Raw genomic sequence first — 14,165 nt, forward strand, 5'->3', positions numbered from 1 at the left:
AGTAAATAATATCCCATTGGATTTGGGTTAAAAAAATCCTCAAAATCCTTTTAATTTACTTCCTTTGAATACAAATGTGATACCAAGTTATAACTTTTGATGTAAAAAAACCACACTCTTTTCAAAAAATTACTTCCGCGGATGGTAGGAATGCATTACTTCTGTCAGGAAGCTTCTGTCCAAGTGCACATAAATTTCTGTTGTTGTAATAGATTCATGTCCCAGCATTAATTGAATAGACCTTAAATCGGCACCATTTTCCAGTAAATGTGTTGCAAAAGAATGACGTAAAGTATGCGGGCTTATATTTTTATTTAAGCTGATTTTCACAGCTAAATCTTTTATAATAGTAAAAATCATCGCACGTGTTAACTGGTTTCCTCTACGGTTTAGAAACAAAGTATCTTCGCATCCTTTTTTAATATTGAGATGTACTCTAATCTCATCCTGATAGATTTCAATATATTTTTTAGTTAATTTTCCAATGGGTACAAAACGTTCTTTATTGCCTTTTCCTGTAATTTTTATAAAACCTTCGTCAAAAAATAAATCTGATATTTTAAGCGAAACCAATTCAGAAACCCGAAGTCCGCAGCCATACAATGTTTCCAAAATAGCACGATTTCGTTCTCCTTCATTACTGCTTAAATCAATAGCTGCGATAAGTGCATCAATATCTTTTATTGATAATGTGTCGGGAAGTTTTCGTCCGGTTTTGGGGCTTTCGATTAATTCAAGCGGACTGTCATTCCGATAATCTTCGAAAACCAAATAATTAAAAAAACTTTTCAAACCCGAAATAATCCTCGCCTGCGATCGTGGATTTACTTCTTTTGAAACCGAATATATAAACTGCTGAATGGTTTCATCTGTAATTTTTATGGGCGAAACATCAATTTGATTGGTTTCTAAAAAAAGACATAACCGCTCAATATCAAAACTATAGTTTTCAATTGTATTTTTAGACAAACCTCTTTCTATTCGCAGATACGATTGATAGTCTTTTATATAATTGTTCCATTTCATATTTACAAAGTAAAACATTTTTGAGCATAAAAAAACCTTCCATTTCTGGAAGGTTTAACATATTGTTTATTATTGAATCTATTGAACCCTAGCTGGTTCAACTGTAATTGAATACAAACCAGAATTATATTCTCTTGTGGTATAAGTATTTCCTGTAGCCCCTATGATTACATTATCCGCAAAATTAACAATTACATCTCCAAGCAAATCATTTCCTTGAGTAAAGGTTCTTTGAATCGTACTTGTCGCCGTAACCTTCTGACTAGTCCCATATTTAAGTCCAATTTTTACATATTCTTGAAAACCTCCACTCACTTCAACACCAAAATTAGAGGCAAACTCAACGCTACGTGATTCTGTTAAAATTGTAGTCTCAGTCAAATCAATCTCTTCAATATCAATTTTGATCGATGAAGCATACTGATCTAGATCCCAGTTAAAAATTGGAATATTTAAGTTCATTTGCTTCAACTCAGTAAATTTTCTAACATAAATATAAGATCGAGGAACATTAGTCAAAATTCTTTTCTCGATTGTATAAGCAAATAAATCATCCCCTTTTGCATTAAAATACTTAATTATCTCACTACCTACCCCATTTTTTCCATTAACGATTATCCTAACTTTAAACTCAAAATTTCCTCCTGTCCATCCTGCTATTGGCCCTGGACTAACTGGTTGTAAAGTAGGATCTCCAGTTTGATCCGCTATTTTATTATAAGCCGCAACTGGATCTCCTTGCAGAGAAAATGTTTTAATAGTTTCTTGAAAATTATATTTAAAAGGCCCTTTAGGAGTTCCTGGTGTAATATCATAATAGATATAGTCTCTTTGCCAGCCATCCACATTAGCAACTGTATATGTATTGTAGGCAGTAGCTAATTTTGGATCTAAAGATAAAATAGGAACTGTTCTTGCTGTTTGATTATTAATTTTCTTTGAACCATCAAAACAATCATCTAAAAATTTATAATTTAATCCATTAATAAGAGCGACATTAGTCGTTTTAAGATTTTTATTAGTAGAATTATTGTTCGGAATTATCCTTTCATTATCTTTTAAAACTATTATTGGAAAGCCAGGAATATATTTTGCTTCTATAACCTGTTCCGTGCCATCTTGATTAATAATTGGCACGTCATTACTTGTAGTAAGCCTTACAGCTACTTTAGGAACCTGATTTTGTGTATCCCATAATTTAGCTGAAAAAGAGTTTTCCGGTAATTCAGGAACAAGAATTGTAAGCGTTGGATTATTTATTTCTATATTATTTAATAAATTTTCATTCCCTAAGTTTTTAAGAATTAAATCTCTAACTGTACGATTATTTTCTAGAGTTTCATTTTTAATCATTTGATACAAAACCTCATAATCGTTGTCAAACATTTTTAAAGATTCATTTTTAATTAAATCTCGTAAAGCTTTACTTTCGTTCATTGACTTAACAAGAGCTTTACCGAATTCTCTTTTTAAACTTGATTTTGAGTCATACAAATTATCGACTTTTAACTTATTAACTTCTACACTTGATACAGCTTCATTCTCATCACGATTGTCACAACTAGAAAAAGAAAACAAAGCAAGACCACTAATCAAAAACATTTTTAAATTTTTTTTCATAATATATTTATTTATTAATAATTTAACTAATATATAAATAAATTCTTATATTAAAATTGAAAATACAAAATAAATGAAAATAAAAACTTACATTTATGCGTAAAGCAAAAAAACCTCCCATTTCTGGGAGGTTTTTAAGTATTTTAATAATTATGATTAGAACTTATATCCTAGTGATAAAGAAAGAACATTATTGTTAACTTTATAGCTATCTACATAATCTTCCCAATCTTCAATGTCCTGATTAATATCAACAACATTTGCAAGACCAAAATAATAACGAAGATTTACAGATAAGTTTTCAGTAAAATTATAACCAGCACCAATATTGAAACCAGCATCAATAGATTTGTAAAGATCTTTAACATCTTCTCCATCAGTTTTAGCAGATACTAAAAATCCTATTTGAGGACCAGCTTCAACTGTAAATTGATCTGTAATAAAATATTTAGCCAATACAGGAACGTTAATGTAATTTAAGTTGGTGTTGTAACTCTCTCCAAAAAACTTTTCTTTAGCACCTTGAGTAGAAAACAAAAGCTCTGGCTGAATAGCTAATTTATCAATAATTTTAATTTCGGCAAATCCTCCAACGTGAAAACCAACTAGTGATGATACGCCACTAGCATCTCCTCCTAGTGTCGAAAGGTTAAGACCACCTTTTACTCCAAATCTAGTTTCCTGAGCATTAGCGAAACTAAATGCCATTACTGCTATAGCAGCTAAAATAATTCTTTTCATTACAATTTGTTTTGGGTTATTAATTTTCAAATATAAAAATATTCTTCATAAATAACTGCTTGGATTTTAACAAAAAAAATAGTAATAAGCATACAAATTGTTAAGACAAGGTGAAATTGGCTTTAATTGAAAAGAAAAAAGCTTCCTCAAAAAATGAGAAAGCTTTTAAAAAAACTAACTAAAATATTTTCTTTTAGAATTTGTAAACAACTCCAAAGCTTACATCTCTCAAATCAGTTCCCAGACAAAAGTGTTAGTTTTATCTGCTCCATGTCCACCATTGTTGTTTACACTGTAACCTAAACCAGCCCATGTAGCTTCAATAGCAAAATGATTAGACAAGAAATAACTTAAACCTAAACCAATATTTGCACCAAACTCATTTGCTTTAGCGTCAGTATGCTTAAATTTTGTATTAGTAAAATCAAGACCTGCCTGACCAAATACTGAGAACTGAGAAGCAGGAGTAAAATAATATCTACCAAAAGCTCCAACAGTAAGAGCGTCAGTTGCATCTTTTACAGTTCTATACCCTAATTTACCTCCAATTGCAATTTTTTCAGTTACGAAGTAACCTACTCTTGGCTCAATTTCAAAAGCACTAGTTTTATCATCACCTGTTTTTTCAGAACCTACAGTTAAAGCTCCAGAAATAAATGCATCACCTTTAGCGAAGCCCGTTGTTTGCGCATTTGCAGATGCAAATCCTAATACTGCAATAGCAGCTAAAATAACTTTTTTCATGTTTTATTTTTTTAATTACAATTCAAAACTAAGATTATACTTAATAAAAGATAACCCCTAAAAGAAAGAAAAGTATCAAAATAAGACAGAAAGAAACTACAAATATTAATCTGGTTTTCAGTATTTTAAAACAAAAATCATTAATTTAGCATATTAAAAATCTTAAAAAAGTGTGAATTTTAATAATTATCTGAACATCGATATAAAACAATAAATTCAAAATAATGTAGTTTTGAATAAAAAGAATAACATTTAAATACCAAACTAAAAACAACTTTTATGAAGAAAATACTTTTAGCAGCTGTATTGTTCATTGCAACATCAGCTACAATTCAAGCACAATTATTACAATTTGGGGTTAAAGCAGGGGTTAACTTTGCCAGCCAGCCTGGAGATGCAACACTAGATGGTGTCGGATTTGATAAAGAAGGAATTACTAGCTATCATGTTGGTGTTGTTGCAGAAATAAAATTATTAGAAAAATTTGCTATTCAACCAGAGCTTTTATATTCTACTCAAGGAGCAACTTACAAATTTGCTGATGCTCAGGAAGATTTTAAAAATGAATTAGCATATTTATCTATTCCAGTAATGGCTAAAATCTACGTAACAAAATCATTAAGCTTGGAAGTTGGACCACAAGCTTCATTTTTATTAAACCAAAAAAACAAAGTAGATTTCGAAGATGCTAATACTTTTGATTTTGCTGTTAACGCAGGTTTAGGATTAAAAATCACTAAAAACATTTTTGTACAAGGTCGTTATAGTTTAGGGTTAACAGATGTTTCTGCTAATGCCGATGTTAGAAACTCAGTAGTTCAACTTTCTGCAGGATTCTTGTTCTAGAAAATATCACATACTTTAATAAAAACCGGTCTATTAATTAGATCGGTTTTTTTTATTTTTACACAACTCAATTGCAATTGCAAAAAACAATAGCAATATCAATATTTCAATAAATAATTTTAAATATGAAAATCTGCATTATCAACGGACCGAATTTGAATCTTTTAGGAAAACGCGAACCAGAAGTTTACGGAAGTCAGACTTTTGAAGATTACTTTGAAACGTTGAAACAAAAATTTCCAAACATTGAACTTTCTTATTATCAAAGTAATATTGAAGGCGAATTGATTGGAAAAATTCAGGATGTTGGCTTTTCATTTGACGGAATTATTCTTAACGCCGGCGCTTATACACATACTTCAATTGGTTTAGGCGATGCTATGAAAGCGGTTACAACTCCTGTTATCGAAGTGCATATTTCTAATACTTATGCGCGCGAAAGTTTCAGACATCAATCGTATTTATCTGGAAATGCAAAAGGTGTTATTTTAGGATTTGGATTAAAAAGTTACGAATTGGCGATTCAGTCATTTTTATAAAAATTTTATAAACGGATGTCACCCTGAGCGAAGTCAAAGGCCTTATCACAATGCGAGGGGCTTCGACTTTGCTCAGCCTGACAAACGACTTTGATTTCCTGATTACAATTTAACAAATTATTAATAAGCTCATTTTCAACTTCTTTTATTTTTGTGAGAGAAACCACTTTCATGAAAAACTTTATATTATTCGCCTTTTTATTTTTTTCGATTTCCAATTTTGCCCAAATCAAAGGAACTATAACCGATGAAAAAGGGAATCCGCTGCCGTTTGTTTCTATTTTTGAAGAGAATACCTATCGCGGAACTACTTCAAACGAACAGGGACAATATCAATTACAGGTAAAAGAAATTGGTAAAAACAGAATCGTTTTTCAATATCTAGGATTTAAAACTCAGAAAATAACCGTTTCTGCAGATTCAAAAACAGTAGCTTTAGATGTAAAAATGCAGGAAGAAAGTTTTGCGTTAAATGAAGTTGTTATTGATCCTAAAAACAATCCTGCAAATGCCATCATAAAAAATGCGATCGCAAACAGAAAAGAAAACTCTGAAAAAACAGCTCGCTTTACTGCCGAATTTTATTCGAAAGGAATTTTAAAAGTAAAAGATTTACCTAAAAAAATATTAGGTCAAAAAGTAGATCTTGGCCCGGATTTATCTTCTAACTTAGATTCAACCGGAACGGGAATTTTATATTTATCAGAAACTATTTCGAAAGTTTCTTATCAAAAACCCGATAAATTAAAGGAAACTATAATCGCCTCTAAAATCTCTGGAAACAATAAAGGTTTCAGCTATAATACTGCCGCTTTATCAACTTATGATTTCTATGACAATACATTAGAATTTGATGTAAACCTTATCTCTCCTATTGCTAATAATGCTTTCAGTTATTATAAATACAAACTGGAAGGAAGTTTTTATGACGATAATAAACAACAGATTTACAAAATTAAAGTAATTCCGAAACGAGATAAAGAACCTGTTTTTGAAGGTTACATTTACATTGTCGATGATAGTTTTGCCATTTATGCCGTTGATTTCGACATTAAAGGTTACCGAATGAAAAATGAATTTACTGAAGTAATGAATTTAAAACAAAGCTTCAGCTACAATGCAAAAAACAAAATCTGGTCAAAAAATGCACAGACACTTTCGTTTAATGCGGGCGGCCTTGGAATAAAATTTTCGGGTCAGTTTAATTATATTTATTCCAATTATGAATTTCCGGAATCGTTTGCCAAGAAAACTTTTGGAAACGAAATCGTAGCTTTTGATTTAAATGCCAATAAAAAAGATGATTCGTTTTGGAATGAAATTCGCCCGATTCCGTTAACACTCGAAGAAAGTACAGATTACACAAAAAAAGACAGTTTACAAGTTATCAGAAAATCTAAAAAATATACTGATTCTATTGATGCAAAAGAGAATAAGTTTAAGATTTTAGATATTCTTGGCGGTTACGATTATAAAAATACGTTTAAGAAATACTCTTTTAAATTTGACGGTTTGCTGAGTCCAACATCTTTAAGTTTTAATACGGTTCAGGGATTTAATCTGGGAACTGGATTTTCATTTAAAAAATGGAATGAAGAAAAAGGAAAAAGCACTTCTATAAGTACAGATTTCAATTATGGTTTTTCTGATGAACAACTTCGTGTTATTGGCGAATTCAGTCACCGATTTAATACTATTAATTATGCTACAATTTCGGCTTCGGGCGGAACAAAAACTGCACAGTTTAATGGTGCTGAACCTATTAGCAAATTGATCAATTCTGTAAGTTCGTTGTTCTTTAAAGACAATTATATGAAATTGTATAATTTAGAATTTGCTCAAATTAATTATGCCCAAGATGTTGCAAACGGATTAAATTTAAACGCAAGAATAGCTTACGAACAAAGAAAACCTCTTTTTAATACAACTGATTATTCGTTCTTTAAAAGAGATGATATTTATTCGTCAAATAATCCGCTGGCGCCAAATGATTTTAATACACCTGCTTTTGATCAGCATCATTTAATGAAAGCTAATTTGACGGCCAGAATTAATTTTGGAAACAAATACATTTCAAGACCAGACGGAAGATATAATTTTAAAGATGAAAAATATCCAACCGTATTTTTAGCTTTTGAAAAGGCATTTGCGTCAAGTGAGAAAAAATACGAGTTTGAAAGAATTGGTGCTGCTGTTCAATACGATTTAAAATTAAATAACAAAGGTGTTTTAGGAATGAATTTTAAAGCCGGTAAATTCTTTAATGCCGAAAATATTTCTTTTATAGATTACAGACATTTTAACGGAAATCAAACTCACATTGGCACCAGCGATCGTTATTTGAATGTTTTCAACTTAATGCCGTATTATGACAATAGTACAAACGATAGTTATTTTGAAATGCATTTGGAGCACAATGATATGGGATTTGTAACGAATAAAATTCCGCTTTTAAATCTTTTAAAATCAACAATGAATCTTGGTTTTCATTCGCTGGCAATTCCGGATCGTAAACCATATACCGAATTTACAGTTGGTTTAGACAATCTAGGTTTCGGAAAGTTTAAATTATTCCGAGTTGATTATGTGCATTCTTATCAAGGCGGAATTCAGCAAAATGGTGTAGTGTTTGGGCTGAAGATTTTGAATGTTTTGAATTAAGGTGCTAAGGTTCTGAGATGCTAAGATTCTAAGTTTTATGAATCCTAAAAACCATTACTTTCTTTCATTAAAATCATAAAAAATCCGCTTATCTGCTAATCTGGGCAAAACCGGACTGCAAATAAGCGGGTTTATTTTTCAAAGTTTGAAGATCTTTGCGCGGGCTTCGACTTCGCTCAGCCTGACAAAAATTAGTATTAGATTCCTAAAAGAAAACTTAGAATCTTAGCATCTCAAAACCTTAGCAACTTAGAACCTCAATGATAATCATCTGGTTCAATATGAATCAAAACATTTCCTAACTGGGGAATTTTCTCTTTTAAAGTATCTTGTAATTTATGAGATAAATCATGACCTTCTTTTACAGAAATACTTGCCGAAACAATGGCATGAAGATCGACATGATATTTCATTCCTGCTTTTCTAATAAAACATTTTTCTGTTCCAAGAATTCCGGGCACTGTTAAAGCTTTTACACGAATTTCTTCGACTAAATCGTCGTTCATGTTTTCATCCATGATTTCGCCAAGTGCTGGTCTGAAAATTTTATAACAGTTATACAAGATAAAAAACGCAGCAAAAAGCGCTGCCCAATCATCTGCAGATTCGTAGCCTTTGCCCATTATCAATGCAATCGAAATTCCGATAAATGCGGCAACAGAAGTTACAGCATCACTGCGATGGTGCCAGGCATCGGCAGCAAGAGACGAACTATTGGTTTCTTTACTTCGCTTCATTACTAAACGATACGAATACTCTTTCCAAAGAATTATAGCCCCTAAAACATATAATGTCCATGATTTTGGTAAATCGTGCGACGATTGAATATTAGCAATACTTTCGTACCCAATAATTGTTGCCGAAGTAATTAAAAAACCAACAACCAAAAAAGTAATTAAAGGTTCTGCACGTCCGTGACCGTAAGGATGATTTTCATCTGCCGGTTTGTTAGAATATTTGATTCCGAATAAAACCAAACAGGACGAAAATATGTCTGCTGTTGATTCGATTGCATCTGCAATCAAGGCGTATGAATTGCCAAAAAAACCTGCTAACCCTTTTATCAAGGCTAAGCAGGTGTTTCCGGCTATACTAAAGATAGTAGCTTTTATAGCTTTTTGTTCATCTGTCATTTAGACTATTTTTTTCGCCACGAATTTCACAAATTACACTAATTTCTTTTGTGAAATTTGTGGCTATGTCTCCTTCTCTTTTTATGCTCTTACAATTTTTGCTCCAATAGCTCTTAAACGTTCGTCAATACGCTCGTATCCACGGTCAATTTGTTCGATATTTTGAATTGTACTTGTTCCTTTTGCAGAAAGCGCCGCAATCAATAATGAGATTCCCGCACGAATATCAGGAGAAGACATTGTAGTTGCTTTTAATTGAGATTCAAAATTATGTCCCATAACCACAGCTCTGTGTGGGTCACATAACATAATTTTTGCTCCCATGTCGATTAATTTATCAACGAAAAACAAACGGCTTTCGAACATTTTTTGATGAATCAAAACATCTCCTTTTGCCTGAGTTGCCACAACTAAAACAATACTTAATAAGTCAGGAGTAAATCCCGGCCAAGGTGCATCGGCAATTGTTAAAATAGATCCGTCGATATCTGTTTTTACTTCATATCCATCTTTGTGAGCAGGAATATAAATATCGTCGTTACGTTTTTCAATTGTAATTCCTAATTTTCTAAATGTATTTGGGATTAAACCTAAATTTTCCCAGCTTACATTTTTGATCGTGATTTCGCTTTTTGTCATAGCCGCAAGACCAATCCAAGAACCAATTTCGATCATATCAGGAAGAATTGTATGTTCGCAACCACCAAGGCTTTCAACACCTTCGATAGTCAATAAGTTAGAACCAACTCCAGTGATTTTTGCTCCCATAGAGTTCAACATTTTACATAACTGTTGTAAGTAAGGCTCACATGCAGCGTTGTAAACAGTTGTTTGTCCTTTTGCTAAAACAGCAGCCATTACGATATTTGCAGTTCCTGTTACAGAAGCTTCGTCAAGAAGCATATCTGTTCCTTGCAATCCTTCTTCTGGAGATTCAACTCCATAAAAGTGATCTTCTCTGTTATATCTGAATTTTGCTCCAAGGTTAATAAAACCTTCAAAGTGAGTATCTAATCTACGACGGCCAATTTTATCTCCTCCCGGTTTTGGAATATATCCTTTTCCGAAACGTGCCAAAAGCGGTCCAACAATCATAATAGAACCACGAAGCGCTCCACCTTCTTTTTTGAAAGCTTCTGTTTCTAAATATCCAACATTAACCTCATCGGCTTGAAACGTAATCGAACCCGGTTCATTGCGTTGAATTTTAACCCCTAAATTGCCCAGTAAAGTGATTAATTTATTGATGTCAATAATATCGGGAATATTATTAATTCTTACTTTATCTCCCGTTAGAAGTACGGCACATAAAATTTGTAATGCCTCGTTTTTTGCTCCTTGCGGAGTGATTTCTCCTTTTAAAGGAATTCCTCCTTCGATTTTAAAAATTCCCATAGATTTTTTTTAAGGTTCTAAGGTTCTGAGATTCTAAGGTTCTAAGGTTAAGCTAAAATCTTAGCACCTTAGCTGCTTAGTATCTTAGCAACTTCTTCTATTTTTGATTATTGTTTTTTTGAAAAGTTTTAGGTTTACCGCCTTTATTATTGTTTTTGTTATTTTGAATTTTAGGCTGTCCCGCAGGTGTAATTTTGTTAGACACACGTTTGTTTGTACGCATTAAATCTGTTGTGTTCAACAGTTCTTCTGTACTGTGCAGCAAGTTTATTTTCCCTCCGGACAATTCATATAAATGTTCAAAAATAACATCGTCTTTTACTGTGTCTTTGTTCCAACTCAAAAATGATTTTTTCATGTGGTTGGCAATTACCATAACCAATGCATTTTTCATTTCGCCATCTTCCCATTTATTGGCAACATCAATCATATATTTGATATTGTTTCCGTAAAATCTGTATTTTGGAAAATTCTGAGGGTATTGTAAAACGTCTGGTTTTAACTGCAGTACATCTCTTGAAGGAATTGGGTATGGAGATTCTACATTCAATTTAAAATCAGACATAATAAAAAGTTGATCCCATAATTTATGCTGAAAATCCGGCACATCACGCAAATGCGGATTTAAGCTTCCCATAACCTGAATGATATATTTCGCAGCTTTGTTGCGTGTTTCATCATCTTCGATTGCAGTAGCCTGATCGATCAGTTTTTGTAAATGACGACCGTACTCCGGAATAATCAAACGCTGTCTTTCAGAATTGTATTCTAAATTATACACAACGTCATTTGCGACTTCTTTTTTATATTTTTCGACCATAAGTTTATAATGAAACTATACCTTCTATTGTAGATACTTCTTTGTATTTACCAATCACCTCGTCAGAGCTGTTCATGGTAACATCTACAGAAACACTGGTAAATTTACCAGTTTTAGATTTTGTTGTTTTAATAACCGCGCCCATTCTGTCAAAAGCTTTTTCAACACGTTCAACATTATCGCCTACAGAAGGCACAATAAATTTGTACAAATATTCTGCTGGCCAAGTATTTGAGTTATCTAATTCGACTTTTAATCTTTCGAAAAATTCGGCGGTATTTTTTTCTTTATCGTTCTCCATTCGTAATTAAAAATAAACGCAAATATACGCTTTTGATTTCAGATTTTAGATTTTAGATTTTAGATTTTTTTCATTGGAGAAACTGTAGATTTTTTGTCACGAATTTCACTAATTTACACTAATTATATTGGGGTGAATATCTTCTTAAATTTTGCTGACTTTTGATTAATTTTCAAATTAAAATTCGTGAAATTCGTGGCAAACCTTTATATTTGAAATACTTTGCTATTTCACTTCCGGTAATTATCGGAGTTATGAGACTAAATCACATTATAATGAAAAAAATCCTTTTGCTTTTTATAGTACTTATATTCAATAATATTCATGCACAAGAAGTTAAAACTATAACCTATTTTCAGAATGACACCTTAAAACTGGATTTAGATTTATATCTGCCAAAGAAAAAGTCTAACGAAAAAATCCCGTTGATTATGTTTGCTTTTGGCGGCGGATTTTCTGGCGGAGAGCGCACAAGCGAAAAAAACTTCGGAATGTTTATGGCCGAAAACGGTTATGCGGTTGCCAGCATTTCGTACAGTTTATATATGAAAGGAAAAGATTTTGGCTGTAAAGGTGTTTTAACCGAAAAGATAAAAGCGATTCAAATTGGTGTGAGTGATATGTGGCAGGCTACTTCATTTTTAATCGAAAACGCAGACAAATACAATCTTGATTCTTCTAAAATCTTCATTTCAGGAATTAGTGCTGGTGCCGAAATTGGTTTTCACGCTTCGTTTTGGGATTATAAACTCATGAATTTATACAAAAGCAATTTGCCGGAAAACTTTAAATATACTGGATTTATTGGAGGTTCGGGTGCTATTCAGGATATCAATTTGATTACTAAAGAAAAAGCAATTCCGATGTTATTGGCGCATGGCAGCAATGACGATACGGTTCCTTATAGTGCTGGTTCACACCGCTCCTGCCCAACAAATGCTTCGGGCTGGTTAATTTTATTTGGTTCCTATGCGGTTTACAACCAAATGAAGGATTTACATAAAGATATCGAACTGATTACTTTCTGCGGCGGCGGACATGAATTTTCCGGTTATCTTTTTCATGATGGACAACAATATGTTCTGGATTTTGTGAATGATGTCTTGAAAGGAAAGAAATTTGAATCGCATTTGATCGTTCCTTCTAAAAAGGGAAAAGGTTCTGGGAAATATTTGTTTTGTGAATAAAAAATTTAATGATGTCAAAACCATTATTCTGTTTCCGGTTAGGTATCTAAAACAAACATTCTTAAACTGGACTAAAGTCCAGCCCTACAATATCTGGCGAGCCTTTGGCTCTCTTTCAATCTGGTTCTGAAAGAACAATCTATATTATAGAGATGCACTTAATCCAATGATTGCAATATTGACAAAACATATGTCTCTTTTCACAATTTAGTTCCGAAGGAACGATCCATATTGTAGAGCTGGACTTTAGTCCAGTTAAATAATATTTGAGAAGTCTACATACCTTTTACAGCAACATATTTTAATTCTTTGGAATTTTAATGAGTGACATTAAACCTGAATAATTTTATTTTCACAAATACCTACAAGGTTTTGAAAACCTTGCAGGAAACGTAATCCTGGAAATCATTCCAAAAACAAAACCATCTCTCCTATTTAGCCCTGATGGAAGCGGAAATCCTTTTGCTTTTTCCTTTAAAAAGCAAAAGATTGGAGCGGACAGCAGGAATTCTTACCTGCCAAAAATGCTAAATTATTCGCTCTTGATAAATATTCTTTTTAAATACGAATAAGTTTAGGTAAATTTGCGCTTTATTTTTAGAATAGTGCAAAAACAAATCATAGTTCTCATTGGCGGCCCTGGTACAGGAAAATCTACGCTTATAAACGAATTAGTCGCTCGTGGCTATTGTTGTTACCCTGAAATTTCTAGAGAAGTTACACTCGAAGCCCAAAAAAGAGGTGTCGAGCAATTGTTCTTGGAACAGCCTTTATTGTTTAGCGAAATGCTTTTGGAAGGGCGTATTCAGCAATTTGAAAACGCTAAAAAAGAACCCGATACTATCGTTTTTATAGATCGCGGTATTCCTGATGTAGTGGCTTATATGGATTATATTGGCGATGAATATCCGGAAGATTTTGTAAAAGCATGCGAGGATTATAAATATTCTAAAACTTTTATTTTACCGCCTTGGGAAGAAATTTATCAGAGCGACACGGAGCGTTATGAAAATTTTGAACAGGCACTTACCATTCAGAAGCACTTAATTGAAACGTACAAAAAATACGGTTACGATTTAATTGAGGTTCCGAAAGATACGGTTGAAAACAGAATTCTTTATATCTTAGACAAAATTTAGCAGCCGGTTTTAA

The 14,165-nt window shown here is 32.5% G+C and carries 13 protein-coding genes; 5 read left to right on the plus strand and 8 right to left on the minus strand.

The annotated features are described in order from the left end of the window. Positions 1-129: 129 nt before the first annotated feature. The 4 genes from xerD to B3C18_RS02735 form a co-directional block, all read right to left on the minus strand. The gene (gene xerD, locus B3C18_RS02720; protein WP_291142904.1) at positions 130-1,026 is read right to left on the minus strand and encodes a site-specific tyrosine recombinase XerD; all 897 of its coding nucleotides are present in this window, start codon (positions 1,024-1,026) and stop codon (positions 130-132) included. Positions 1,027-1,104: 78 nt separating this feature from the next. Then, complete coding sequence (locus B3C18_RS02725) at positions 1,105-2,646, minus strand: hypothetical protein (RefSeq protein WP_291141993.1); 1,542 nt, start codon at positions 2,644-2,646, stop codon at positions 1,105-1,107. A gap of 156 nt (positions 2,647-2,802) precedes the next feature. Continuing rightward, entirely contained in the window at positions 2,803-3,387 is a 585-nt protein-coding gene (locus B3C18_RS02730; RefSeq protein ID WP_291141996.1) for a porin family protein, read from the minus strand. Positions 3,388-3,615: 228 nt separating this feature from the next. Continuing rightward, entirely contained in the window at positions 3,616-4,131 is a 516-nt protein-coding gene (locus B3C18_RS02735; protein WP_291141999.1) for an outer membrane beta-barrel protein, read from the minus strand. A gap of 279 nt (positions 4,132-4,410) precedes the next feature. On the opposite strand from B3C18_RS02735, the gene B3C18_RS02740 reads away from it, so the two are divergent. The 3 genes from B3C18_RS02740 to B3C18_RS02750 all read left to right on the plus strand — a co-directional run bounded on the left by B3C18_RS02740 (position 4,411) and on the right by B3C18_RS02750 (position 8,177). Next, a complete protein-coding gene (locus B3C18_RS02740; RefSeq protein ID WP_291142002.1) occupies positions 4,411-4,977 on the plus strand; it encodes a porin family protein in 567 nt (188 codons plus the stop codon). A gap of 125 nt (positions 4,978-5,102) precedes the next feature. Next, positions 5,103-5,516, plus strand: a complete 414-nt coding sequence (aroQ, locus tag B3C18_RS02745) for a type II 3-dehydroquinate dehydratase (RefSeq protein ID WP_180857410.1) — start codon at positions 5,103-5,105, stop codon at positions 5,514-5,516. A 171-nt stretch (positions 5,517-5,687) separates the two neighbouring features. Continuing rightward, complete coding sequence (locus B3C18_RS02750; RefSeq protein ID WP_291142011.1) at positions 5,688-8,177, plus strand: DUF5686 and carboxypeptidase regulatory-like domain-containing protein; 2,490 nt, start codon at positions 5,688-5,690, stop codon at positions 8,175-8,177. Between the two features lie 257 nt (positions 8,178-8,434). Here B3C18_RS02750 and B3C18_RS02755 read toward each other — a convergent pair whose 3' ends face one another. The 4 genes from B3C18_RS02755 to B3C18_RS02770 all read right to left on the minus strand — a co-directional run bounded on the left by B3C18_RS02755 (position 8,435) and on the right by B3C18_RS02770 (position 11,826). Further along, complete coding sequence (locus B3C18_RS02755; RefSeq protein WP_291142015.1) at positions 8,435-9,310, minus strand: cation diffusion facilitator family transporter; 876 nt, start codon at positions 9,308-9,310, stop codon at positions 8,435-8,437. A gap of 81 nt (positions 9,311-9,391) precedes the next feature. Beyond that, positions 9,392-10,705 carry a UDP-N-acetylglucosamine 1-carboxyvinyltransferase gene (murA, locus tag B3C18_RS02760; RefSeq protein ID WP_291142019.1) on the minus strand — a complete coding sequence of 438 codons (1,314 nt, stop codon included), beginning with the start codon at positions 10,703-10,705 and terminating at the stop codon, positions 9,392-9,394. 97 nt (positions 10,706-10,802) lie between these two features. Next, positions 10,803-11,525 (minus strand): DUF4290 domain-containing protein, encoded by a 723-nt coding sequence (locus B3C18_RS02765; protein ID WP_073486305.1) that lies wholly within the window; start codon positions 11,523-11,525, stop codon positions 10,803-10,805. Positions 11,526-11,529: 4 nt separating this feature from the next. Beyond that, positions 11,530-11,826, minus strand: a complete 297-nt coding sequence (locus B3C18_RS02770) for a DUF493 family protein (protein WP_291142027.1) — start codon at positions 11,824-11,826, stop codon at positions 11,530-11,532. 275 nt (positions 11,827-12,101) lie between these two features. Here B3C18_RS02770 and B3C18_RS02775 point away from each other — a divergent pair, with 275 nt between their 5' ends. Further along, on the plus strand, positions 12,102-13,013 hold the full coding sequence (locus tag B3C18_RS02775) for an alpha/beta hydrolase family protein (protein WP_291142030.1): 912 nt from the start codon (positions 12,102-12,104) through the stop codon (positions 13,011-13,013). Between the two features lie 605 nt (positions 13,014-13,618). Continuing rightward, positions 13,619-14,152 (plus strand): AAA family ATPase, encoded by a 534-nt coding sequence (locus B3C18_RS02780; RefSeq protein WP_180857405.1) that lies wholly within the window; start codon positions 13,619-13,621, stop codon positions 14,150-14,152. Positions 14,153-14,165 lie beyond the last annotated feature (13 nt).

Source organism: Flavobacterium sp. UBA7680, from assembly GCF_002482975.1.
Lineage (GTDB): Bacteria > Bacteroidota > Bacteroidia > Flavobacteriales > Flavobacteriaceae > Flavobacterium.